22 protein-coding genes and 1 riboswitch are annotated in these 22,078 nt (G+C 66.7%); of the genes, 15 read left to right on the forward strand and 7 right to left on the reverse strand.

The window, feature by feature from the left end; translation table 11 throughout:
* On the forward strand, window positions 1–1,050 hold a 1,050-nt coding region (locus tag V2B31_RS18990; RefSeq protein ID WP_328281611.1), incomplete at its 5' end, for a DHA2 family efflux MFS transporter permease subunit.
* On the opposite strand, the gene mobA is transcribed toward V2B31_RS18990, so the two are convergent.
* Window positions 1,047–1,583 (reverse strand): molybdenum cofactor guanylyltransferase, encoded by a 537-nt coding sequence (gene mobA, locus V2B31_RS18995; RefSeq protein ID WP_328281613.1) that lies wholly within the window; start codon window positions 1,581–1,583, stop codon window positions 1,047–1,049. The genes V2B31_RS18990 and mobA overlap by 4 nt on opposite strands.
* A 58-nt stretch (window positions 1,584–1,641) precedes the next feature.
* Between mobA and V2B31_RS19000 the strand changes: the two genes are divergently transcribed.
* Window positions 1,642–2,442, forward strand: coding sequence for a formate dehydrogenase accessory sulfurtransferase FdhD (locus tag V2B31_RS19000; RefSeq protein WP_422248086.1), 801 nt, complete (start codon window positions 1,642–1,644; stop codon window positions 2,440–2,442).
* A gap of 67 nt (window positions 2,443–2,509) precedes the next feature.
* Window positions 2,510–2,725: riboswitch (cobalamin riboswitch) on the forward strand.
* A 171-nt stretch (window positions 2,726–2,896) separates the two neighbouring features.
* Complete coding sequence (locus tag V2B31_RS19005) at window positions 2,897–4,741, forward strand: TonB-dependent receptor plug domain-containing protein (RefSeq protein WP_328281614.1); 1,845 nt, start codon at window positions 2,897–2,899, stop codon at window positions 4,739–4,741.
* Between the two features lie 37 nt (window positions 4,742–4,778).
* Here V2B31_RS19005 and V2B31_RS19010 read toward each other — a convergent pair whose 3' ends face one another.
* Window positions 4,779–5,543 carry an ABC transporter substrate-binding protein gene (locus V2B31_RS19010; protein WP_328281688.1) on the reverse strand — a complete coding sequence of 255 codons (765 nt, stop codon included), beginning with the start codon at window positions 5,541–5,543 and terminating at the stop codon, window positions 4,779–4,781.
* Window positions 5,544–5,623: 80 nt separating this feature from the next.
* Here V2B31_RS19010 and V2B31_RS19015 point away from each other — a divergent pair, with 80 nt between their 5' ends.
* Together V2B31_RS19015 and V2B31_RS19020 are read left to right on the forward strand one after the other, a co-directional pair.
* Window positions 5,624–6,619, forward strand: a complete 996-nt coding sequence (locus V2B31_RS19015) for a FecCD family ABC transporter permease (protein WP_328281616.1) — start codon at window positions 5,624–5,626, stop codon at window positions 6,617–6,619.
* Entirely contained in the window at window positions 6,613–7,383 is a 771-nt protein-coding gene (locus V2B31_RS19020; protein WP_328281619.1) for an ABC transporter ATP-binding protein, read from the forward strand. The genes V2B31_RS19015 and V2B31_RS19020 overlap by 7 nt, the downstream gene beginning before the upstream one ends.
* Here V2B31_RS19020 and V2B31_RS19025 read toward each other — a convergent pair.
* Complete coding sequence (locus tag V2B31_RS19025; RefSeq protein WP_328281621.1) at window positions 7,380–8,585, reverse strand: penicillin-binding protein activator; 1,206 nt, start codon at window positions 8,583–8,585, stop codon at window positions 7,380–7,382. The two genes, V2B31_RS19020 and V2B31_RS19025, sit on opposite strands and share 4 nt — an antisense overlap.
* An 11-nt stretch (window positions 8,586–8,596) precedes the next feature.
* On the opposite strand from V2B31_RS19025, the gene rsmI reads away from it, so the two are divergent.
* The 4 genes from rsmI (at window position 8,597) to V2B31_RS19045 (ending at window position 11,620) form a co-directional block, all read left to right on the forward strand.
* The gene (gene rsmI, locus V2B31_RS19030) at window positions 8,597–9,433 is read left to right on the forward strand and encodes a 16S rRNA (cytidine(1402)-2'-O)-methyltransferase (protein ID WP_328281622.1); all 837 of its coding nucleotides are present in this window, start codon (window positions 8,597–8,599) and stop codon (window positions 9,431–9,433) included.
* The gene (locus tag V2B31_RS19035) at window positions 9,430–9,783 is read left to right on the forward strand and encodes a YraN family protein (protein ID WP_328281624.1); all 354 of its coding nucleotides are present in this window, start codon (window positions 9,430–9,432) and stop codon (window positions 9,781–9,783) included. Before rsmI ends, V2B31_RS19035 begins: the two co-directional genes overlap by 4 nt.
* A 144-nt stretch (window positions 9,784–9,927) precedes the next feature.
* Window positions 9,928–10,902, forward strand: a complete 975-nt coding sequence (gene gshB / locus V2B31_RS19040; protein WP_328281626.1) for a glutathione synthase — start codon at window positions 9,928–9,930, stop codon at window positions 10,900–10,902.
* 118 nt (window positions 10,903–11,020) lie between these two features.
* Window positions 11,021–11,620, forward strand: coding sequence for a DedA family protein (locus tag V2B31_RS19045; RefSeq protein WP_328281628.1), 600 nt, complete (start codon window positions 11,021–11,023; stop codon window positions 11,618–11,620).
* On the opposite strand, the gene V2B31_RS19050 is transcribed toward V2B31_RS19045, so the two are convergent.
* Window positions 11,617–12,507 carry a tyrosine recombinase XerC gene (locus tag V2B31_RS19050; RefSeq protein ID WP_328281631.1) on the reverse strand — a complete coding sequence of 297 codons (891 nt, stop codon included), beginning with the start codon at window positions 12,505–12,507 and terminating at the stop codon, window positions 11,617–11,619. The genes V2B31_RS19045 and V2B31_RS19050 overlap by 4 nt on opposite strands.
* A 292-nt stretch (window positions 12,508–12,799) precedes the next feature.
* Here V2B31_RS19050 and V2B31_RS19055 point away from each other — a divergent pair, with 292 nt between their 5' ends.
* Window positions 12,800–13,678, forward strand: coding sequence for an MBL fold metallo-hydrolase (locus V2B31_RS19055; protein ID WP_328281633.1), 879 nt, complete (start codon window positions 12,800–12,802; stop codon window positions 13,676–13,678).
* Complete coding sequence (locus tag V2B31_RS19060) at window positions 13,663–14,373, forward strand: DUF4230 domain-containing protein (RefSeq protein WP_328281635.1); 711 nt, start codon at window positions 13,663–13,665, stop codon at window positions 14,371–14,373. Before V2B31_RS19055 ends, V2B31_RS19060 begins: the two co-directional genes overlap by 16 nt.
* A 174-nt stretch (window positions 14,374–14,547) precedes the next feature.
* Here V2B31_RS19060 and V2B31_RS19065 read toward each other — a convergent pair whose 3' ends face one another.
* Window positions 14,548–15,804 (reverse strand): hypothetical protein, encoded by a 1,257-nt coding sequence (locus V2B31_RS19065; RefSeq protein ID WP_328281638.1) that lies wholly within the window; start codon window positions 15,802–15,804, stop codon window positions 14,548–14,550.
* A 400-nt stretch (window positions 15,805–16,204) separates the two neighbouring features.
* Between V2B31_RS19065 and V2B31_RS19070 the strand changes: the two genes are divergently transcribed.
* The 4 genes from V2B31_RS19070 to V2B31_RS19085 all read left to right on the forward strand — a co-directional run bounded on the left by V2B31_RS19070 (window position 16,205) and on the right by V2B31_RS19085 (window position 20,156).
* Window positions 16,205–16,978, forward strand: coding sequence for a hypothetical protein (locus V2B31_RS19070; RefSeq protein ID WP_328281642.1), 774 nt, complete (start codon window positions 16,205–16,207; stop codon window positions 16,976–16,978).
* Window positions 16,979–17,053: 75 nt separating this feature from the next.
* The gene (gene nadA, locus V2B31_RS19075; RefSeq protein WP_328281690.1) at window positions 17,054–18,031 is read left to right on the forward strand and encodes a quinolinate synthase NadA; all 978 of its coding nucleotides are present in this window, start codon (window positions 17,054–17,056) and stop codon (window positions 18,029–18,031) included.
* A 576-nt stretch (window positions 18,032–18,607) separates the two neighbouring features.
* Window positions 18,608–19,456 carry a carboxylating nicotinate-nucleotide diphosphorylase gene (gene nadC / locus V2B31_RS19080; RefSeq protein WP_328281644.1) on the forward strand — a complete coding sequence of 283 codons (849 nt, stop codon included), beginning with the start codon at window positions 18,608–18,610 and terminating at the stop codon, window positions 19,454–19,456.
* Window positions 19,449–20,156: a ribonuclease T2 gene (locus V2B31_RS19085; protein ID WP_328281645.1), complete on the forward strand. Its 708-nt coding sequence runs from the start codon at window positions 19,449–19,451 to the stop codon at window positions 20,154–20,156. The genes nadC and V2B31_RS19085 overlap by 8 nt, the downstream gene beginning before the upstream one ends.
* A 6-nt stretch (window positions 20,157–20,162) precedes the next feature.
* On the opposite strand, the gene V2B31_RS19090 is transcribed toward V2B31_RS19085, so the two are convergent.
* Together V2B31_RS19090 and V2B31_RS19095 are read right to left on the reverse strand one after the other, a co-directional pair.
* The gene (locus V2B31_RS19090) at window positions 20,163–20,585 is read right to left on the reverse strand and encodes a DUF4112 domain-containing protein (RefSeq protein ID WP_328281646.1); all 423 of its coding nucleotides are present in this window, start codon (window positions 20,583–20,585) and stop codon (window positions 20,163–20,165) included.
* 23 nt (window positions 20,586–20,608) lie between these two features.
* Window positions 20,609–22,075 (reverse strand): ABC transporter substrate-binding protein, encoded by a 1,467-nt coding sequence (locus V2B31_RS19095; protein WP_328281647.1) that lies wholly within the window; start codon window positions 22,073–22,075, stop codon window positions 20,609–20,611.
* Window positions 22,076–22,078 lie beyond the last annotated feature (3 nt).

Raw genomic sequence — 22,078 nt, forward strand, 5'->3', positions numbered from 1 at the left:
GTCGGCGGCTATATCAGCGACAATTGGAGCTGGCACTGGATCTTCTTCATCAACCTGCCGATCGCGGTCCTCTGCGTGTTCGCGGCCCAGGCGCTGCTGCGCCCGGTTGAAACCGACACGGCGCGTGTGCCGATCGACAAGGTGGGCCTCGCTCTGCTGGTGTTCTGGATCGGTTGCCTTCAGATCATGCTGGACATCGGCCGTGACCATGACTGGTTCGCCGACCCGATGATCGTCGCGCTCGCAATCCTGGCTTTCATCGGTTTCCTCGTCTTCATCATCTGGGAACTGACGGAGGAGCATCCGGTCGTCGATCTGCGGGTGTTCCGCCATGTCGGCTTCAGCTCGGGCGTCTTCACATTGTCGCTCTGCTTCGGCTCCTATTTCGCCAGCATCGTGGTCATCCCGCAATGGTTGCAGATGTCGATGGGCTATACGGCGACCTGGGCGGGGATCGTCACGGCGATGACCGCGACGGCGGCGCTGTTCACCGCGCCGATCGCCGCGCGCCTCATGAACAAGGTCGATCCGCGACTGCTCATTTCCTGCGCTGTCGCATGGATCGGCATCATGTCGCTGTGGCGCGCGCACTGGACCAGCGGCATCGATTTCGGTTCCATGGTGCTGCCCCAGTTCATTCAGGGCTTTGCGCTGCCCTTCTTCTTCATTCCGCTGACGACGCTGACGCTTGGATCGGTTCTGCCGCGCGAGACGGCGTCTGCCGCCGGGCTCCAGAATTTCGTGCGCACGATGGCGACCGCGATCGCCACCTCGCTCGTGCTCACGACATGGGGCGATTCGCAGCGGGTGGCGCGCAACGAGATGGCGGGCGTGTTGCAGCCCGACCAGACCCAGTCAGCTCTGACCGGGATCGGCTTTTCGACTGAGCAGGCGCGCCAGACCATTTCCAACATCGTCGAGCAGGAGGCGATCGTCATCGCCGTCGATCATGTCTTTTTCATATCGGCGATCATCCTGTTCACCGCCGCCGTCATCGTATGGATCGCACCCAAGCCGCGCGCCAATGTGGACACGTCGGCCGCCCATTAAGGGCTACCCAACCCCCATAGTGTGAGGTCATCGGGCCGGTTGATGTTGGGCAGGTCGAGGCCATCCGCCACGATCGCCCGCGCCCCGGTCCGCTCCGTCCAGCCCCGGATCGAGCGGCTGTTGGGCTCCGAGAGATGCGCGTCCAGCTCATCCGCCAGCGAAGACGGCCACCAGCCGAGCAGCGGCTGCCCGACGACAAAAGAGGGGTCGCTCCCGATCAGCAGCACCGGCAAAGCGGCGGGATAGACCGGCATGTCGCACCCGCTGCTCAGCACGCCCGCAAAGCCACGGGCGCGCGCATGATGGAGCGCTGCGTTGAGCCCGCCGAGCGGCCCCAGGTCCGGTCCCGGTCGGTCGGCAAGTCCAGCGGCGCGGCCGCATATCACGACCTCCGCCACATGCGGCGCAAGCCCTGCCACCGCATGATCGAGCAAGGTCCGCCCGTCGGGCAGCAGAGCAAGCGCCTTGTCGCTGCCGAAGCGGCGCGAGCGCCCGCCGGCCAGTATCGCCCCCAATATCGGTGAAGGCTGCATCGCATCGTCCTTGTCTGCCCCTCTGTCGGGACAGCCCGGCATTGCCTATAGCGGGGCGATGCACAAGCCCGACCCGCTCGCCGCCCTTCGCTTCGACCGCCTGACGCCGGACGGCATGGCGACGCCCATCGACCGGCCGATCGCCGACGAGGCGCCAGTCGCGATCGAGTTTAACGGGGTCGGCTATGCGGTGCTGATGGCGACGCCCGCCCATATCGGCGATCTCGTCACCGGCTTTGCGTTGGCCGAGCGGCTGGCGGAGCGCCAAGACCTGCCGCTCGATGTCGATGTGCATCGCGCCGAGCAGGGGCTGGTCGCGCGCGCCACCCTGCCGCCGGCGCGGACCGACGCGCTGCTCGACCGGGTGCGGCACCGCGTGTCCGATTCGAGCTGCGGCCTGTGCGGAATCGAGAATCTGGAACAGGCGCTCCGGCCCCTCCCGCCCGTGACGGCCCGGTCTGACGCCACGCCGGCCGCCATCTTCCGTGCTCTTGGCGATCTTTCGGCGCATCAGCCGCTCAATGCCGCTACCGGCGCGGCCCATGCCGCCGCCTGGGCCGGGCCGGACGGCGCGATCCGCCTGGTGCGGGAGGATGTCGGCCGGCATAATGCGTTCGACAAGCTGATCGGCGCGATGGCGCGCGCCAAGGAAGATTGGGGCGGCGGCTTTGCGCTGCTCAGTTCCCGCTGCTCGTTCGAGCTGGTGGAGAAGGCGGTGCTGAGCGGTTGTCCCTTGCTCGTCACCGTGTCCGCGCCGACCCGGCTCGCCGCCGATCGCGCCGCCGCCGCCGGCCTGCCGCTGGTCGTTCTGGCGCGCCGCGACGCGCTGTTGCTGCAAGGCCACATCGCCGGCGCATGACGCGCGCCGTGCTTGGCAAGCGCCTGTCTTTCCCCTAGAGGCGGCGACGCGGACGGGGCCATACCCCATCCGTAATGATCGCGCCGGTGCCCGGAAACGGGCTTAATCGGGAATGCGGTGCGGGCGTTCGTCGCCCAAATCCGCGGCTGTCCCTGCAACTGTAAGCGGGTAGCGCGATGCACTTGAGGTCGAAAGACCGGCCACTGGGGCTTGCCCTGGGAAGGCTCGTGCATCGATGCTGCGACCCGCGAGCCAGGAGACCTGCCGGCGCTTGGTCGCTCTTGCTTTGGTTCAGGGGATGGCCGGGGCACGGTGGTTTTCCGTCGAGCGACGCCATGCGGCCGGGGCCGCATCGGGTTGCAGGCGGGATTTGGCGTCGTCCCCGTGCATATCCGACCGTCGACAAGGCGGAAGCCCCAGGCCCGAAGTCGCACCCGACGCCTTGGGGTTCATCATGTTGAAGTACGGACTTTCTTTCGCGGCGCTACTGGCCGCGCATCCCGCGCTGGCACAAGAGGACGATCAGCAGATCATCGTCACCGCCGCCGGCATCGCCCAGCCGCGCGACGAAGTCGGCCAGGCGGTCACTGTCATTGACGCAGAGACGATCCAGCGGCGGCAGCCGATCGACGTTGTCGATCTGTTGGCGACGACGCCGGGCGTGCGCTTCAGCCGCACCGGCACGATCGGCAGCGCGACCGGCGTGTCGCTGCGGGGGGCGGAGACGACGCAGACTTTGGTGCTGATCGACGGGGTCAAGGTCAATGACCCGAGCGGCATTGGCGACGCTTATGATTTCGGCCCGTTGCTGACCGGCAATATCCGCCGGATCGAAATCCTGCGCGGGTCGAACTCGGTCGTCTATGGCAGCCAGGCGATCGGCGGCGTCGTCAACCTGATGACTGCCGTGCCGGTCGACGGCTTCGCCGCCAACGCCTCGGCCGAACATGGCTACAGCGATACGTGGAGCGCCAAGGCGGACGTGTCGGGCAGCAGCGGCATCGCGGCGGGCGGCATCGGCGCGGCCTATTTCCGCACCGACGGCATCTCCTCGGCGGCGGGCGGCACGGAGCGGGATGGCACCGAGAATATCGCCACCAACGCTCGATTGACGCTCAACTTCACCGATGCATTGAGCCTCGACCTGCGCGGCTATTATATCCACGCTGATCTTGACTATGACAGCTTCTTCGGCGCGCCCGCCGACAGCAGCGACGTGTCGAAGATGGACCAATATGTCGGCTATGCCGGGATCAACCTGGCGTTGCTCGACGGAAAGCTCACCAACCGGGCGGCGGTGACCTACCTCCGAAACGACCGCGACTATTATTTCGTGCGCGGCACCGACCCGGATTATGGCTACAAGGGCACGAACCTGCGCTTCGAATATGAGGGCGTCTATACGCCGGTCGATGCGGCCAAGTTCATCCTGGGCTATGAGCATGAGCGGCCGGACTATGACTTCTTCGGCTTTGGATCGACCAGCAGCGCCCGGATCAACATCGACAGCGTCTATGGCCTTGCCATCGTGAAGCCGTTCGACGGCCTGGCCGTAACCGGGGGCGTGCGGCATGACGATCACAGCCAGTTCGGCGGCGCGACGACCTTCGGCGCGAACGCCAACTACTCGCCCAATGGCGGCGCGACCAATGTGCGGCTGAGCTATGGCGAGGGGTTCAAGGCGCCGTCGCTCTACCAGCTTTACGACAGCTTCAGCGGCAATGCGACGCTGCGGCCGGAGCGATCGAAAAGCTATGACATCGGCTTCGACCAGCGGCTGGATGGCGGGCGCGCGATCTTCTCGGTCACGGCCTTCCGCCGGGATACCCGCAACCAGATCAACTATGACGGCGCGACCTTCACCTATGGCAATATCGATCGCACCCGCGCCAAGGGGGTGGAAGCATCGGTGGCGCTGAAGCCGGTGGACGCGCTGACGGTGACGGGCAGCTATAGCTATGTCGATGCGCGGGATCGCTCGCCCGGTTCGGCCTTCTTCGGCAACCGGCTCGCGCGCCGCGCCGCCAATCAGGTGAGCGTGTCGGCTGATTATGACTGGTCCTTCGGCCTGTGGACCGGCGCGACGGTGACGATGGTGGACGACAGTTTCGACAATGCGGCCAATACGCGCCGGCTCGACGGCTATGCGCTGCTGGCCGTGCGGGCGTCGCTGCCGATCGGCGAGCATCTGGAGGTCTATGGCCGCATCGACAATCTGACCGACGAAGCCTACGCCACGGCCTATGGCTACAACAGCTACGGCCGTTCCGCCTATGGCGGCGTGCGTGTCCGGTTCTGACGGCGGGTGTAAAGGGGCGGGCGCTGTGCCCGCCCCGCTACCGCGCGTTGAGGCGCGCGGTCATGGCGCGTGCGGCCAGAACATAGGCGGGGCCGCCGCACACGGTCCACGCCTGGGGCAGGCTGATGCGGGGGATGGAGCGCAGGGCCGGGTGATGAAGCATTTCAGTGCCCTGATCCTGCACCCGATCGGTCGCCTGCTCGACGATCAGCCAGTCGGGGCGGGCGGCGACCATCTCCTCCAGCGAAAGCTGCGCCAGCGCCGGCTTGCCGAGCTTCCCGGCAAGGTTGGTGAGGCCCACCCGGCGCATAAGGTCATCCACCAGAGTGCCCGTGCCGGTCAGATAGCCGCGCCTTTGATAATAGGCGGCTACACCGCTCCCGCGAGGGTGAGGCAGGGCCGCGAGGGCGCGGTTCATGTCGGCGATCAGCGCCTCGCCCCGATCGGAATGGCCGACGGCGCGGGCGACTTCGCGTATCTGGTCGAGGATCGCGGCATAGCTGGTCGCGTCCGCCACGCCCACAGTGCGCCAGCGGCCCGGCGGCGCAGCGGCGAGCGCGCCGCCGCCGAGGGGATAGCCGATGAGCAGATCGGGCTGGATCGCCAGCACCTCCTCCGGCCCGCGCCGCAGGCTGCGGAAGGCGCGCGCCTTGTCCGCCGCCGCCGACAGTTCGGGATCGCGCGCGTTGATGCTGAGCGCGGCGATCTGCGACGGATCGGCGAGCGCCAGCAGATATTGGTCGGCGCAGACATTGAGCGACACGATCCGCCGGGGCGCGGACGGCGCGGCCGCTCCGGTCATAAGGGGCAGCGCGAGCGCAGCGAGGAGCAAAGGGCGGATCACGATTGCTGCTTCGCCAAACTGGGGCAGCGGGTCAAGCCATGAGGCGACCCCGCCACCCGCTGCTGGTTCCTGCGCTGGTGCTGATCCTGCTTGCCGCCGCGATTGCGTCGCTGATGCTGGGGACGGTAGCCATCGCGCCGCAGCGCATCCTTGCCGTGCTGTCGGGGGGCGGCGATGCGGTCGCGCGCACCATCATCCTCGACCTGCGCCTGCCGCGCACGATCCTCAGCCTGGTCGTGGGGGCGATGCTGGGCCTGTCCGGGGCGACGCTCCAGGGCTATCTCCGAAATCCGCTGGCGGAGCCATCGGTCCTGGGTCTCTCCAATGCCGCCGCTCTGGGGGCGGTTTGCGCGCTCTATTTCGGGCTGTCCCAGCTTCATCCCATCATGCTGCCGCTGCTCGCGATCCTGGCCGCACTGGCCGCGGTCGGCGCGCTGTTCCTGCTGTCGGGCACGGCGGAAAGTCCGTTGACGCTGATCCTGGCGGGGATCGCCGTCGCGACGCTGGCGGGGGCGGGGATCAGCCTCGCGCTCAACCTGTCGCCCAATCCGTTCGCGGCGATGGAGATTATGAGCTGGCTGATGGGGAGCCTTGAGAATCGGAGCAGCGCGCATCTGTGGGTCGCCATTCCGTGCGTCGCGATTGGTGCCGCGCTGCTGCTGAGCGATGGCCGCACGCTCGATGCGCTCACTCTGGGGGAGGAGGGCGCGCAGGCGCTCGGCGTGGACCTCGGCCGAGCGCGGTGGCGGCTGATGCTGGGCATCGCGATCGGCGTCGGCGGCGCGGTGGCGGTGTCGGGGGCGATCGGCTTCGTCGGGCTGATCGTGCCGCACCTCCTCCGCCCGCTGACCGACCGGTCGCCGTCGGCCGTGCTGCTGCCGTCGCTGCTGGGCGGGGCGATCCTGCTGACGCTGGCGGACATTGGCGTTCGGCTGATCCCCACGACCAGCGAATTGAAGCTAGGCGTCGTGACGGCCTTGCTCGGCGTGCCCTTCTTCCTGTTCCACCTGATGCGGGCGCGGCGGCTATGGTGACGATCGCGGCGGAAGGGCTGTCGGTGCGGCTGGGGCGGCATCCGGCGGTGACGGGTATCGATCTAAAGCTAACGTCGGGGCAGCTGGTGGGCGTGATCGGTCCCAATGGCGCGGGCAAATCGACGCTGATCCGGGGGCTGCTGGGGCTGGTGCGGCCGGCGGCGGGGCGGGTGACGATCGACGGGGCGGACATTGCTGGGCTGGATCGCCGCGCGATCGCCCGCACCATCGCCTATCTGCCGCAGGGGCAGACGCTGCACTGGCCGCTCAGCGCCGAACGGCTGGTGGCATTGGGGCGGCTGCCGCACCTCGGGCCGCTGTCGCGACTTTCGGGTGCGGACGCGGCGGCGATCGAGGCTGCCATGGCCCAGACCGATGCGCTGCATCTGAAGGGCCGGATCGCTACCGAGCTGTCGGGGGGCGAGCGTGCCCGAGTCCTGCTCGCCCGCGCGCTGGCGGTGGGCGGGCTGGCGCTGATCGCCGACGAACCGCTGGCGGCGCTCGACCCCGGCCATCAGATCGATGTCATGGCCCTGCTGCGCGGCCAGTCGCGAAGCGGGGCGCTGGTCGTGACGGTGTTGCACGACCTCAGCATGGCCGCGCGCTGGTGCGACCGGCTGCTGCTGATGGACGGCGGCGCTCTGGTCGCCGACGGCGCGCCGCTCGACGTGCTGACCCACGCCAATCTGGCGCGGGTCTATGGCGTTACGGCGCGGATCGAACCGGGCGAGGAGCCGCTGGTACTGCCGACCGGCCGGGTTTAGTCGCCGAAGCCGCGCGGGGCGGGATCGACGACGCTGTACGCGCCCGTGCCGACCTCGTTCACCTCCAGCGCGCGCTCGGCCACGCCAGTGCGGCCGAAGCGGAACGCGCCGTCGATGCCCGAAAAGCCGCCGCCGTCGCGCAGCCGCGCCGCCGGGAAGGGGGTGCCAGGCCGCCAGTCCTGCGCAATCCGCACGGTCAGCAGCACCGCGTCATAGCCGAGCGAGGAGAGGCGGAACGGCGCGCTGCCGTAGCGGGCGCGATATTTGCTGGCGAGCTGGCGGTAGAGCGTGTCCGACACGCTGGCGAACCAGGCGCCGCGCAGCACCGGGCTGGCGGCGAGCGACGTGTCGGCGTTCCAGAGTTCGGTGCCGAGCAGCCGCGCGGTTGCGCCGCCATTCTTGCGCACGACCGGAGCGACCTGAAGCGCGACGCGGCCGCTGTCGGCGATCAGCAGCGCGTCATAGCTGGACGATGCCTGCAATTTCTTGACCGCTGCCGTGATGGAGGCGGGGGAACGGTCGAAATTCTGCATCGACACGACCGTGCCGCCGGCCTGCTCGACCGCGCGCAACAGCGCATTGCCCGCCCGTTCGCCATAGGTGCCGCGCGGCACCAGCGCGCCGAAGCGGGACAATCCCTTCGACCGGGCATATTCCACCACCCGCTCGATCGACTGGCCGGGGTTGTAGCCCATCACATAAACGCCCGCGCCCGCGACGCTGGTGTCGTTGGAGAAACTGATGACAGGCACGTTGGCGCGCGCGGCGATCGGGCCGATCACGCGGGCATCCTCCGCCAGCAGCGGCCCCAGGATCAGGCGATTGCCGTCGGCCAGCGCCCGGTTCACCGCCGCCGCAGCGCCCAGCGCCGTATCATAGGTGGTAATGCGGACCTTGTCGGTCTTCGTATCCAGCAGCGCCAATGTCGTCGCGTTGGCGATCGACTGGCCGACGCCGGCATTGCTGCCGCTCATCGGTACCAGCAGAGCGACGCGGTGGCGAGTCGCGTCGGTGGGCAGGCCTTGCACCACTTCGGGCGTGGTCGGCTGGGCCGGGCCGGTGGGGGTGGTGGGCACCTCGCTTTTGGGCACGATCGACTGACAGGCGGCGAGCGCCAGCGCGCTGGCGGCGAAGGCGATGCGCGCGCCGCGCTTCAGGACGGCGAACACATCTGCTTGCCGGGGGGCATCCGTCTCTGTCATCTGGCGTCCTTATGGAAATCGAACCTCTCGAGCCGGGGCTTTACATCGTCGCGGGGCCGATCGGCAACCTTGGAGACCTGACGCCCCGCGCGGCCGACATATTGCGCCGGGCGGACGTGGTGGCGGTGGAGGATACGCGGGTCAGTGCGCGGCTGCTGCGCCATGCAGGCTCCGACCGGCCGATGCTGCCCTATCATGACCATAGCGCCGACCATGTGCGGCAGCGGCTGGTTGAGCGGATGGGCCACGAATCGGTCGCGCTGCTGTCCGATGCGGGCACGCCGCTGATCTCCGATCCCGGCTACAAGCTGGTGCGCGATGCGCGGGCGGCGGGGCGCAGGGTGACGACGCTGCCGGGGCCGAGCGCGGCGATCGCGGCGCTGACGCTGGCGGGGCTGCCGACCGACCGCTTCCTGTTCATGGGCTTCCTGCCCGCCAAGGCCAAGGCGCGGGGTGATGCGCTGGACGAGGTGGCGGGGTTGCGGGCGACGTTGGTCTTTTATGAGAGCGGGCCGCGCCTGTCGGAGAGCCTGTCCGCCATGGCCGCGCATCTGGGCGACCGGGAGGCGGCGGTTAGCCGGGAGATCAGCAAGGCGTTTGAGGAGACGGCTTGCGGCCCACTTTCCGCGCTGTCCGCCCGCTATGCCGATGCGCCGCCCAAGGGGGAGATCGTCGTCATCGTCGGGCCGCCCGGTGACGCGCCGCCGGCGAGCGCCGAGGATGCCGACGCCGCGCTGCGCGAGGCGCTGACCCGCCTCCCGGTATCGAAGGCGGCGGGCGAGGTGGCGAAGAAGCTGGGGCTGGACCGGCGGGCGCTTTACGACCGGGCGATGGAGCTGAAGGGGTGAAGAAGCAGCGCGCCGAGCAGCGGGGGCGGCAGGCGGAGCGGATCGCGGGATGGTGGCTGCGCCTCAAAGGGTGGGAGATTGTCGGCCGCCGGCTCCGCACCCCGGCAGGCGAGGTTGACCTGGTGGCGCGCAAGGATGCGATGCTGGCCTTCGTCGAGGTGAAGGCGCGCGGGAGCGCGGCGGAGCTGGACCTCGCCATCGACGAGCGGCGGCTGGCGCGGGTCGCGGCGGCGGCGGATATCCTCTGGCACGCGTTGGCGCAGCCGGGGGACGATATGCGGATCGACGTGATCCTCCTTGCGCCGGGGCACGCGCCGCGCCATCTGGCGAATGTCTGGCATGGGGGGTGACGCCCCAGCCCCGCAATCAATTCCGTTCGTTTCGAGCGGAGGTTCGAGCGCAGCCGAGAACCGAAGTCGAGAATCTGTTCTCGACCGACGCTTCTCGACAAGCTCGAAGCTGCTCGAACCGAACGGTTCATGGGAACGATACGCATGACCAACCTCAACCCCCTGACCGTCGCGGTGCAGATGGACCCGATGGAGGGCATCAGGATCGCGGGCGATTCGACCTTTCACATCATGCTGGCGGGGCAGAAGCGGGGGCACAGGCTCTATCATTATCTCGCGCCGGACCTGACGTATCGCGATGGCCGGGTGCTGGCGAAGGCGCGGCCCGTGAGCATCCAGAAGGTGCAGGGCGACCATTTCGCCTATGGCCCGGAAGAGGTGCTGGACCTCGGCCGCGACGTGGATGTCGTGCTGATGCGGCAAGACCCGCCCTTTGACCTTAGCTACATCACCGCCACCCACCTGCTGGAGCGTGTGCAGGCCGAGACGTTGGTGGTCAACGATCCCGCGAGTGTGCGCAATGCGCCCGAAAAGCTGTTCGTGCTCGACTATGCGCGGTTCATGCCGCCGACGATGATTACCCGCGATCTGGCCGAAGTGCGCGCCTTCCTTGCCGAGCATGGCGAGATCGTGGTGAAGCCGCTCTATGGCAATGGCGGGGTCGCGGTGTTCCATGTCGGCGCGAATGGGGCGAACCTGTCCTCGCTGGTCGAGCTGTTCAAGGAGAAATGGGTCGAGCCTTTCATGGTGCAGGCCTTCATCCCCGGCGTCGCCGAGGGGGACAAGCGCATCGTGCTGGTGGACGGCGAGGTCATGGGCGCGGTGAACCGGATACCGGGCAAGGGCGAGATACGGTCGAACCTGGCGGTCGGCGGGTCGGCGGCCAAGACGCAGCTGACCGAAAGGGAGCACGAGATTTGCGCCGCTCTGGGGCCGGAGCTGAAAGCGCGCGGGCTGTTGTTCGTGGGCATCGACGTGATCGGGGGCGAATGGCTGACCGAGATCAACGTCACCTCGCCGACCGGCATCGTGTCGATCCAGGCGTTCGACGGGACCGATACCGGCGGCCTGATCTGGGACGCGATCGACGCGCGGCTGGCGGCGCGCGCGGCCGCCTAGATCGATGCGCCATTGCCGTCATGCCAGCGGAGGCTGGCATCTCTCTTCTCCTTCAGGCGTTGACGAGAAAAATGAGATCCCGGCCTTCGCCGGGATGACGGAGCGCGAGGGTTAGGCGATGACCGACTGGGTGCTGCGCCTGATCGATGCGGGCGGCTATTGGGGCATCGGGCTGCTGATGGTGCTGGAGAATGTGTTTCCGCCCATCCCGTCCGAACTCATCATGGGGATCGGCGGCATCCGCGTGGGGCAGGGGCGGATGGCGATGGAGTGGCTGCTGCTCGCCGGCACGATCGGCACCACCATCGGCAATTATTTCTGGTATCTGGTGGGGCATATATTGGGCTTCCACCGGCTCAAGCCGCTGGTTGATCGCTACGGGCGCTGGGCGACGCTGGAGTGGCGCGATGTCGAGGCGCTCGATCGGCTGTTCGGCAAATATGGGCAGATCGTGGTGTTCGTGTTCCGCTTCCTGCCGGCGTTCAGAACGATGGTATCGCTGCCGGCCGGGCTGTTCCGTATGGGGCATATGCGGTTCCTGCTATGGACGGCGGGAGGCGCGCTGATCTGGAACATCATCCTGGCCTATGCAGGCTATCTGCTGGGGCGCAACTTCACGCAAATCGATCGCTATGTCGGGCCGGTGGCGACCGCCTGCGTCGTAGGGGCGGTGCTGCTCTACCTCTGGCGGCTGGCGACGTGGCGACCCAAGGGTTAGGCGCGGGGGTGGGCGTTGCGGTAGATGTCGAGCAGGTGGGCGGCATCCACCTGCGTATAGACCTGGGTCGAGGAGAGGCTGGCGTGGCCCAGCAGTTCCTGGAGGGAGCGCAGGTCCGCGCCCCGGCCGAGCAAATGGGTGGCGAAGCTGTGGCGTAGGGCGTGGGGGGTGGTCCGCTCGGAGAGGCCGAGGCGGCCGCGGGCGCCTTGCACGGCGCGCCGGATCAGCGCGGGTGAGAGGGGGCCGCCGCGGGCTCCCCGGAACAGCGGTTCGCCTTTGGCCGGAGGGTAGGGGCAGGCGGCGAGATAGGCGTCGATCGCGTCGCGGACCTGCGGCAATAGCGGGACGATGCGGGTCTTGTTGCGCTTGCCGGTAACGCGCAGCGTGTCGCCCAAGGGCAGGATATCGCCGGTCAGCGCCATCGCTTCCCCGATGCGGAGGCCCGCGCCGTAGAGCAGCAGCAGCACCGCCCAGTCGCGCGCGCCGATCCAGCCTTCGCGGGCGGTTTCGGCTATGTCCTGCGCCAGCGCGACGGCTTCGTCGGGGGAGACGGGGCGGGGGAGGCCGCGCTTGACTCGTGGGCCTTTGAGTTGCGGCACCCGCGCCTCTTCGCCACCGGCGAAGCGCAGGAAGCCGCGCACGGCCGAGAGTTCGCGGGCGGCCGAGAGGTTGCCGATGCCGTCCATCCGCCGGTGGGTCAGGAAGGCGCGCAGGTCCGCCTGCTCCAGCGACGCCAGCGTGGCGGAGGTGAGCGGGCCGCCCCGATGCTGCTCCAGAAAGGCGACCAGCCGCTCGGCGGTGGCGACATAGGCGCGCACTGTATGGGCCGATCGCCGCCGGTCGAGGGCGAGATGCTGGCGCCAGCGGTCGAGAAGCGGGTGGGGCATGGGGAGGGTTAGGCCGATACACGCTGCTAGAGGTTTCGCGTTCCCCGGCGTAGGCCGGGGTCCAGTTCGACGCTCTGGACTGGACCCCGGCCTACGCCGGGGAACGAAGCTGCAAGGCCCGGTCCAGTGCTCCCCGATATTACAGGGCGGATGGGGTGCCGCAAAGCCCCAAGTGGAACAGCGAGTGGGACAGCTGATTCGCCATTTTCATGGCATATCGTTTCGATATCGTAATGATGTGGCATTGGCAAGCCGCCCTTGAATTTCTGGGCGAAATGGGCACATGGGACGCATGGCAACCCCTTTCGATCCGGCCGATCTGCCCACGGGCATAGTGATGCCGCTGTCCCTTCTGGTGAGCCGGGTGCTGGCGCCCAATCCGTCGCCTTTCACCTACACCGGCACGCAGACTTATCTGGTGGGCACAAGCGACGTGGCGGTCATCGATCCGGGGCCGGACGATCCCGCGCATCTGGCGGCGCTGGCCGCTGCGATCAGCGGCCGCCCGGTGGTCGCAATCCTGTGTACCCACACCCATCGCGACCATAGCCCCGCCGCGCGCCCGCTGAGCGAGGCGACCGGCGCGCCGATCGTGGGCTGCGCGCCGCTGACGCTGGAGGATGACGGGCCGCGCGCCGACGCGGCGTTCGACGCCGCCTATCGCCCCGACCGGGTGCTGAGCGACGGCGAGCGGGTGACAGGCACCGGCTGGACGCTGGAGGCGGTGGCGACGCCGGGGCATACCTCCAACCATCTCTGCTTCGCGCTGGCCGAGGAAGGGGCGTTGTTCACCGGCGATCATGTGATGGGCTGGTCCACCAGCGTGATTTCGCCGCCCGATGGCGACATGACCGCCTATATGGCCTCAATGCAGCGGCTGCTGGAGCGGGACGACGCGATCTATTATCCCGCCCATGGCGATCCGGTCGAGCAGCCGCAACGGCTGGTGCGCGGCATGATGGGGCATCGCAAGCAGCGCGAGGGGCAGATACTGCGCTTCCTGGAGCGCAACGGCGCGAGCGCGATCCCCGACATGGTGGCCGAGATGTACAAGGGCGTGGACCCGCGCCTGTACGGGGCGGCGGGGCGATCGGTGCTGGCGCATCTGATCGACCTCGCCGGCCGGGGCGTCGCCGCGCCCGCCGGGGACGGGCAATGGCGGATGGCGTGAGGCGCTATGCCGGGCCGATCGCCGCCGCGCTGCTGATCCTGATCGTCGGGGCGGCGATGCTGGTCGGCTGGCAGCGCTATAATCGCGACTATGTGGTGAGTGTGGAGGATGACGGGTCGGCGGTGACGAAGATCATCGCCGAGAAGATCGGCGGCACCGCTTCGCTGCGGGTGTCGCGGCTGACCGGCACGATCCAGAGCACGGCGCAGGATGTGCGCGGCTTTGGGCTGCTCAAGTCCGATCAGCTGGTGAAGATGCCCTATTCGGTCGATTACTTCGTCGACCTGTCGGGGCTGAGCGCGCGCGATCTGGAGTGGAACGCGCAGAGCCGCACGCTGATCGTCAACGCGCCCGACGTGAAGCCCGACCGGCCCAATGTGGACGAGAGCCGGCGGACTTTGGTGCGGACCAACGGGGTGTTCGTGACCCGGCGGGCGGGCGAGGAACTCAGCCGCAAGGTGTCGGCCCATGCGCAGGCGCGGGCGGAGAAATCGGCGCGCTCGCCCGAACGGATGGCGCAGGCGCGCGAATATGGCCGCGCCGCCGTCGCGAAGATCATGGCCGCGCCGCTGGGCGCGATGGGCTATGGCGACGCGCGGGTGATCGTGACCTTTCCGCCCGAGCGGCGGGGGGAGAATCGCGAGCGGTGGGACGTGACCACGCCGATTAACGAGGTGCTGGCGCGGGGGCGGTAGGGGGGCGGGCTGATAAGGTGGCCTGCCTGCGTGGCGCTGTTCTCCCTCCCGTTTACGGGAGGGGGCATATGCGTAAGCGATCAGGGTTAGACGCTCAAATGGCGGCTTTACAGTGGCCGAAATTGGCCAATTTCGATAAGTCTGGTTTCGATCAGCCAGTATGAATAGCCGCCATTACAAAATGGCACCAACACCAGCATACTGCCCCAAGAAATCGGCGTATGGATGACCGCGTTCGATCAAGGTGCCGCCAAATATTTCGTGCTGCAAACATCTTGCGGTAGCAAGCTCCAAGTCTCGGATCGGGTCGCAGCGGTAATCGGTATAATATTTGTGATAGATGGAGGCCTCATAGATATTTGGAGCGCCGCCGTGGATCACACCAGCACGCAATTTCGCCAGTTTTCTAGCGCGTGCCTCGTCAAACTCGGGACCGAGCTGCGTCCCGACGGCATCTACCATCGCCTGCGTTGCCGCTTCTTTGTCTCCAAATAACGCATCTAACGCTCCGCAAAGCGGAGCTACGCGAGCAGCAGGATCTTTAACCCAAGCTCTGAAGAAATATTGTAGGGCCAAGACCGATTTGCGATCACGCTTGCTGTCTGAGTTCAGCTTTTCTGCCAGTGCCGAGAGCCACAAATGATCAACCGTGGCAATTTCAAGATACTCGCTCAAAGCGGGCGTGCTGGCGTCGCCGCTGTGAAATGTAGCCCGGCTTTTGAAGCTCATGTACCCTTTGGGCATAGTAGCTATCGAAAAGCAGTACCGCTGGAGTGGGTGAGGGAGCAGCGCACATGCGCCGAGGATCGCATTCCGATTACGTAAAGCTACTTCCGCCAACGGCGCCCTTACTCTTAGCCAACAAGATATATCTGCGGATGGCATGCCCGCGTGCATAGGCGTCGGTGGATGGCAGTTCGGCCTAATCTCATCAGGGTCATACCATTGCATTAATTCTTTAGCCAACTCTTCAGGCGGCAGTAAGAAGAACGATTGGCTACGGAAAGATGCTTCCACCTTCGCGATTTTAATCGGGTAGAGAAACAGATCATTTACGGTTACGAAAATTGGCGAACGTTTCATCGCTTCAGCCAATTGAATCTTCTCGCTCGCATTTATGTGATCGGCAAAGGAAGCATTATCAGGCAAGCCCCACGAATTAAAGCGGAGGGATTCAATCTCTTCACGCATGAAATTGACTAACATTCGCTGCAAGTCTTGAACGGACAGCGATCGCAAATGAGGCGAAGCTTCTCGGCGAATAAATAGTGCGGCCTCTAAAAGTGCGCCCGCCTCAAAATAGATTTCTGTTCCGATGTGCGGCTTTGAAACTTGGTAGCCGCCATCCACCGATCCAACTCGTTTTGAGCGAAACATCGACCTCAATAACAGTTCAATCGCTTGTAAAACGGGAGCGTTAGATTCGTGCATTACCGTACGATGCAGAGTCGAATGGGACGCCGCAACCAAAAGGATACAGCAAACAGCGGCAGGCTGAACCTAATGGTGAAACCGAGCGAGAACGACCGCTTTTTAGGATTGCAATCGTAACGTGCAAACGAAAAAAAGTTGCGTTTTGCAACTAGAAATTTTTGACTGTCCGAATGTCCGCAAATCCATCAATCTCCGTCATGTCAGCGAAGGCTGGCATCTCTCTTCTTCTGGCGCTGCGGTTGAAAGAAAAGTGGGATCCCAGCCTTCGCTGGGATGACGGGACATCGAAGCTGGGAGCTTGATCCCCTCTCAAAACATTGTCGTTTCAGGAAGATGTTGGCGTCTGTCGCCTCCGATGATAGGATTTTCCTGTCGGTCGAATAGAGGCGGGGGTAGCATGGCGACGCGGGCATCGGGGGCGGGGGCGGTTTTCGATCGCGAGCATCGGTTCTTCTTTATCAGCGCCTGTATCATGGCGCTGGTGCTGGTGGCGGGATTTTCGACCAATATCCTGTTTCAGCGGTCGAGCTTCGCGGTGCCGGCGCTTTACCATGTCCATGCGGTGACCTTCTTCGGCTGGGTGGTGCTGTATCTGCTCCAGACCGGCCTCGTCGCGACCGGATCGCGGGCGCTGCACAAGAGGCTGGGGTGGCTGGCGCTTGTCTGGGTGCCGGCGATGGTGGTGCTGGGCATCGCGATCACGCTGACCGTCATTCGCTCCACGGGCGGTCCCTTCTTCTTCGCGCGCGACGAGTTCCTGATCGGCAATCCGATCGGCATCCTGACCTTCGCCGGGATCGTGTTCTGGGCGATCCGGCTGCGGCGGCGGACCGACTGGCACAGCCGGCTGATGCTCTGCGCCATGGCGTCGGTGACCGGGCCGGGCTTCGGGCGGCTGCTGCCGCTGCCGCTGATGATGCCGCTCGCCTGGGCGCTTTCGGCGGTGCTGTTTCCCGCGCTCTTCATCCTGGCCGGAATGGTGAGGGACAAGCGGCGGATCGGGCGGGTGCACCCCGCCTATTTCTGGGGACTGGGCCTGCTCGCGGGCACGCAGATCGTTGCGGAGGGGATCGCCTTTAGCCCCATGGGCCGGGCGATCGGCGACGCGGTGACGGCCGGCACGCCGGGGGCGGCGCGGCCGCTCTATGCGGACTGGCCCCAACATCCTTGATCCCCCCGCCTCTCGGGCCTATCTGCGCCCGCAGAGAAGCGAGACGGAGTGAACAGGGTGGACGCACGCGGCGGCATGGGCGGATCATTGCAGGGGCTGGACCTGCGCGCGGAGATCGACCGCCTCCGCAAGGAGCGCAACGCCGTGATCCTGGGTCATTATTACCAGAAGCCCGAGATTCAGGATCTGTCGGATTTCGTCGGCGACAGCCTGGAACTGTCGCGCAAGGCGGCGGAGACCGATGCGGACGTGATCGCTTTCTGCGGCGTGCGCTTCATGGCGGAGGCGGCCAAGATTTTGTCGCCCGACAAGATCGTGATCCTGCCCGACATGGATGCGGGATGCAGCCTGGAGGATAGCTGCCCGCCCGCCCAGTTCAAGGCGTTCCGCGAGGCGCATCCCGACCATATCGCCTTGAGCTACATCAATTGCTCGACCGAGGTGAAGGCGCTCTCCGACATCATCGTCACCTCTTCTTCGGCGGAGAAGATCGTCGCGCAACTGCCCAAGGACCAGAAGATCATCTTCGGGCCGGACAAGCATCTGGGCGGATACCTCAAGCGGAAGCTGGGGCGCGACATGCTGCTGTGGCCGGGCGTGTGTATCGTGCATGAGGCGTTCAGCGAGACCGAATTGCTGAAGCTCAAGGCGCAGCATCCCGGCGCGCCGGTCGCCGCGCACCCTGAATGTCCGCCCTATATCGCCGACCATGCCGATTACATCGGGTCGACCAGCGGCATATTGAATTACGCCCGGACCATGCCCGGCGACACGCTGATCGTCGCGACCGAACCGCACATCATCCACCAGATGCGCAAGTCCGAGCCGACCAAGAACTTCATCGGCGCGCCGGGCGCGGACGGCAACTGCAACTGCAATATCTGTCCCTATATGGCGCTGAATACGCTGGAGAAGCTGTACCTGGCGCTGCGCGACCTGACCCCGCGGATCGAGATGGACGAAGGGCTGCGGCTGGCGGCGAAGAAGAGCCTCGACCGGATGCTGGACATGGCGAGCGGGACCGTGGGGCAGGGGGATCTGGGGGCGCGGTGAGGCTATGCCCTATTACCGCGTCATGCTGCGAGGACATAATTTCTCCGGTGCGCCGATCGGGAAGCGCGGGCGGTTCGGGCTTTACACGACCCGGTTCGTGCAGGCGCTCAATGCCAAGCGCGCGGAGTATAAGGCGGTTGCGCTGGTGTGGCGCGATGCCAAATTGGCGCAGCCTGCGCCGCGCAACGACACTGATCGGGCGCGGCTGACGGTCGAGGCAATTACGAGGATCGAACGCCTGCCTCTGCGTCGAGGCGGCGGCGCGACGTGGTTTCGGGAAGAGGAAGAGCAGACGCCTGAGCCTGGCTGGCTGCGGAAGCTGACAGCTAGGTTGGGGTTTGGAGCACGAAGCTGGAGGGGTGAATCGTCACCCCGGCCGTAGGGCCGGGGTCCCGCTTTTCTTATGTGGTCGCGAAGGAAGCGGGACCCCGGATCAAGTCCGGGGTGACGTTGTGATGGAAGGCAGGGGCTTCAACAGGCTCACCTGAGCTGGTCCAAGGGCCGAACGGGGTTGAGGTGATTGCTCTGCCGGAAAGGGATTGCGGGCGGGTCGTGGGGGCGGTTAGAGACCCGCCCATGACCTTCTCCCTCCCCAATTTCGACCTCGACGCCTTTGTCGCCGCCACGCTTGCCGAAGACCTTGGGCCGGACGGGCGCGATGTGACCAGTGAGGCGGTCATTCCCGCCGATGCGCTGTTCGAAGGGGTGATGGACAGCCGGGACGCGGTGACTTTGGCGGGTTTGCCGATCGCCGTCGCCTTTTTCCGCGCGCTCGATCCCGATGTGAAGATCGAGATGCTGCATCAGGATGGCGAACAGGTGGCGGCGGGGACGGACCTGCTGCGTATCCGGGGTCGGGCGCGGGCGATGCTGACGGCGGAGCGGTCGGCGCTCAATACGGTGCAGCATCTGACCGGGATCGCGACGATGACGCGCGCCTATGTCGAGGCGATCGCGGGGACGGGGGCGACCCTGCTCGACACGCGCAAGACGATACCGGGACTGCGGGTGCTGGAGAAATATGCGACGCGGATGGGCGGGGCGACCAATCATCGCATGGGGCTGTGGGACGCGGCGATGATTAAGGACAATCATGTCGCGGTCGCCGGATCGGTCGGGGAAGCGGTGCGGCGGGCGGTCGATGCGGGGGTTGCGCGGATCATCGTGGAGGTGGACCGGATCGACCAGATCGAGCCCGCTCTGCAAGCGGGAGCTACGCATCTGCTGCTCGACAATATGGACGTAGCGACGCTGCGCGCGGCGGTGGGTCAGGTCGATGGGCGCGTGCCGACCGAGGCGTCCGGCGGGGTCACGCTGGAGACGATCCGGGCGAAGGCCGAGACCGGCGTCACCTATATCAGCGTCGGGCGGCTGACCCAGTCGGCGCCGGCCGCCGATATCGGGCTGGATTTCGCTTATGCGTAAGGCGCTCGTGACCCTCGCCATGCTGATGGCGCCGGGCGTCGCGCTGGCGCAGGCCAACCAGTGCCGGCTGCCATCCGTCATCCCGCGCCCGCATGTCGAGGGGCCGACCGCCGATGAGCCCAAGCGCGTGCTGCCGATCGGTTACTATACGCTGGCGGTCAGCTGGACGCCGCAATATTGCAAGACCGCGCGCGGCGGCGCGCGCGATGCGTTTCAGTGCGGATCGGGCAACCGGTTCGGCTTTACCCTGCACGGGCTGTGGCCGGACGGCTATGGCAAGGAGTGGCCGCAATATTGCAAGCCGGCCGGCGTATTGCCGCGCAGGATCGTGCGCGATCATCTGTGCGCGACGCCCTCGGTGCAGCTCATCCAGCATGAATGGGTGAAGCACGGCACCTGTATGCCGACGACGCCGACGAAGTTCTTTGCGCTGTCGCGCAGGCTCTATCATGCGCTGCGCTATCCCGACATGGCGGCGCTGGCGCGGCGGGAGGTGATTTCGGCGCAGGATTTTCGCCAAGCGTTCGCGGCGGCGAACAAGGGGATGGTCGCCGACGGATTGCGGCTCAACTTGACGCGGGAAGGGGCCTTGAGCGAAGTGTGGGTCTGCATGGACAAGCGCTATCGCTATATCGCCTGCCCGCCGCAGCAGGGCGGGGTGCGCGATCGCGCGCGGGTGACGATCGAGCTGCCGGCTTGAGCAAGGTCAGGCGTCGATCGTCACGGTCGAGGGATGGTGCCGGTCCAGATGCCTGCGGATGATACGCAGATTCTTGCTGTTGGATTTGTAGAAGAAGTCGAACAGATCGCCGGCGAAAGGGATCGCGCCGACCAACGTGTCGAAGCCGACATTGGCGGCCATGCGGGTGAGTTGCCATTTCGACATGCCGAGGTTCCGGGCTTCCCACACCATCCACGCGCCCATCGCCGCCGTGGCGAGATCGCCCACGACGGGCACGAGGCCGATCAGGCTGTCGAGGCCGACGCGGCGCTGCGTGCCGGGGATGACGAACAGCCCTTCCAGCATCGCCTCCATCGCTTCGACGCGGCGGCGGACCGAGGCGGGATCGCGGCCGAAGCCGGGCATGTCGCGCACCATCTGGTCGAACTGATTGGGCGAAATCGCCATGATGCCTCTTCTCCTTCAACTCCCTAATTGGTGCTGCGGAAGAGGTGGTTCAATGGGTGGCGCGCGCGGGGCGAGGGCTGGAAGCCGCTGAGGCGGCGGGACACGAGCGACCAGCGCACCGGCGCGCCAAGCGCAATATAGCCATTATGCGCGACCATCAGCGCTTCGGCCTCGGCCATGCGGGCAGCGCGTTCCTCGATCGTGCTGGCGAGGCTTGCCGCCTGCAACTGCGCGTCCGCAAGTTCGCTGCAATGGACTTTGCGGGCGCAGCCGACGCGGCCCAGATACCAGATCGCGCTGTCATAGGCGGCGACTTCATCGACGAGCCGCAGGTCGGCGTCGGCGCGGCGATCGACCCGCCGCGTAGCCAGGCCGATCGCCGCCAGGTCCCGCGCCAGCAGCGCATAGAGCAGGGTCGATCCCGGCCCCTTGGGCAGGGCGATGCGGATCGGCGGCGGATCGCCATTGTCGGCGCGCCAGCGGCGCACGCTGGCCGCCCCGAGCGCGCGGCGCTGGTCGAGCGGAAGCGCGGCCCAATCGGGATCGGTGGGCGGGCGCGGCAGGTCCATCTGGTCGGGCAGGATGCGCTGGCTGGTCGCCCAGCCGCCCAGCGGGAAGACGGCGGACAGCTGGTTGCGGTCGATCGCCATGTTGATCGCGGCGCGGATGCCGTCATCGTCGATCAGCGTGCCTGTCCCGACGACCGCGAGGCCGAGCAGCCCCTGCACCGGATCGACCCGCACATCCTTGCGATCGATGCCGGCGGGCACGAGCAGCGGCAGGTCCGAATAGCGGCCGCCCAGCACCAGCGCGGCGTCGCCGTCGCGGAAGCGGACGATGGCGAGCGCGGCGCGTTCGGCGCGCAGCACGCGGGTCTGCCAGGGCGGGATCGGCTCGTCCTCCTCCAGGCCGGTGCGGTCGATGGGGGTGAGGAACAGCGCCTTGCCCTGCGGCGCGACGCGATAGGGGCCGGTGCCGCCATCGCGCGAGAGGATCGCCATCTGCGGCTGGGCCAGCATCTGGAGCACGAAGGGCCGGGGCGCGACAAGGCGCAGCTCGATCACCTCGCCGGTCATCGGCACCACCGCCTGCACCGCGTCGAGCGGACCGTTGGGATCGAGCTTTCGCAGCATCTCGATCCGCGCCATCAGCATCCGCGCGACATCGGGCGCGGTAACGCGCGATCCATCGGCCCAGAAGGCGCGGCGCAGGCGAAAGATGTAGCTGCGCCCGTCATCCTGCACGATCCAGCGCTGGGCGAGCGCGGGCAAGATTTCGCCGCTGGCGTCGAACGCGACCAGCCCCTGCGCCGTCGCCTCCAGGATCAGCTTCGCGCCGGGATCGGGGAGGTTGGGGAGGGGCTTGGCGAAATCGTCGCGGTCGCCGATGACGCTGACGACCACGGGGCCGCGCCCTTCGTCCGAGCAGGCGGCGAGCGCCAGGGCGGCGCCAAGCGCAAGGCAGCGGACAAGGGCGAAGGCGGCGGGCATGGG

Source organism: Sphingobium sp. (assembly GCF_036170395.1).
Lineage (GTDB): Bacteria > Pseudomonadota > Alphaproteobacteria > Sphingomonadales > Sphingomonadaceae > Sphingobium.

Excerpts from the sequence above, each read along its gene's own strand:
- V2B31_RS19070 (WP_328281642.1), top strand. The coding sequence starts at position 16,205 with ATGGCGACGCGGGCATCGGGGGCGGGGGCGGTTTTCGATCGCGAGCAT.
- V2B31_RS19090 (WP_328281646.1), bottom strand. The coding sequence starts at position 20,585 with ATGGCGATTTCGCCCAATCAGTTCGACCAGATGGTGCGCGACATGCCC.
- V2B31_RS19010 (WP_328281688.1), bottom strand. The coding sequence starts at position 5,543 with ATGACCGGAGCGGCCGCGCCGTCCGCGCCCCGGCGGATCGTGTCGCTC.
- V2B31_RS19000 (WP_422248086.1), top strand. The coding sequence starts at position 1,642 with ATGCACAAGCCCGACCCGCTCGCCGCCCTTCGCTTCGACCGCCTGACG.
- V2B31_RS19020 (WP_328281619.1), top strand. The coding sequence starts at position 6,613 with ATGGTGACGATCGCGGCGGAAGGGCTGTCGGTGCGGCTGGGGCGGCAT.
- nadA (WP_328281690.1), top strand. The coding sequence starts at position 17,054 with ATGGGCGGATCATTGCAGGGGCTGGACCTGCGCGCGGAGATCGACCGC.
- V2B31_RS19055 (WP_328281633.1), top strand. The coding sequence starts at position 12,800 with ATGGCAACCCCTTTCGATCCGGCCGATCTGCCCACGGGCATAGTGATG.
- V2B31_RS19060 (WP_328281635.1), top strand. The coding sequence starts at position 13,663 with ATGGCGGATGGCGTGAGGCGCTATGCCGGGCCGATCGCCGCCGCGCTG.
- V2B31_RS19045 (WP_328281628.1), top strand. The coding sequence starts at position 11,021 with ATGACCGACTGGGTGCTGCGCCTGATCGATGCGGGCGGCTATTGGGGC.
- V2B31_RS19005 (WP_328281614.1), top strand. The coding sequence starts at position 2,897 with ATGTTGAAGTACGGACTTTCTTTCGCGGCGCTACTGGCCGCGCATCCC.
- V2B31_RS19095 (WP_328281647.1), bottom strand. The coding sequence starts at position 22,075 with ATGCCCGCCGCCTTCGCCCTTGTCCGCTGCCTTGCGCTTGGCGCCGCC.
- gshB (WP_328281626.1), top strand. The coding sequence starts at position 9,928 with ATGACCAACCTCAACCCCCTGACCGTCGCGGTGCAGATGGACCCGATG.
- mobA (WP_328281613.1), bottom strand. The coding sequence starts at position 1,583 with ATGCAGCCTTCACCGATATTGGGGGCGATACTGGCCGGCGGGCGCTCG.
- V2B31_RS19050 (WP_328281631.1), bottom strand. The coding sequence starts at position 12,507 with ATGCCCCACCCGCTTCTCGACCGCTGGCGCCAGCATCTCGCCCTCGAC.
- V2B31_RS19015 (WP_328281616.1), top strand. The coding sequence starts at position 5,624 with ATGAGGCGACCCCGCCACCCGCTGCTGGTTCCTGCGCTGGTGCTGATC.
- V2B31_RS19085 (WP_328281645.1), top strand. The coding sequence starts at position 19,449 with ATGCGTAAGGCGCTCGTGACCCTCGCCATGCTGATGGCGCCGGGCGTC.
- nadC (WP_328281644.1), top strand. The coding sequence starts at position 18,608 with ATGACCTTCTCCCTCCCCAATTTCGACCTCGACGCCTTTGTCGCCGCC.
- rsmI (WP_328281622.1), top strand. The coding sequence starts at position 8,597 with ATGGAAATCGAACCTCTCGAGCCGGGGCTTTACATCGTCGCGGGGCCG.
- V2B31_RS19025 (WP_328281621.1), bottom strand. The coding sequence starts at position 8,585 with ATGACAGAGACGGATGCCCCCCGGCAAGCAGATGTGTTCGCCGTCCTG.
- V2B31_RS19065 (WP_328281638.1), bottom strand. The coding sequence starts at position 15,804 with ATGCACGAATCTAACGCTCCCGTTTTACAAGCGATTGAACTGTTATTG.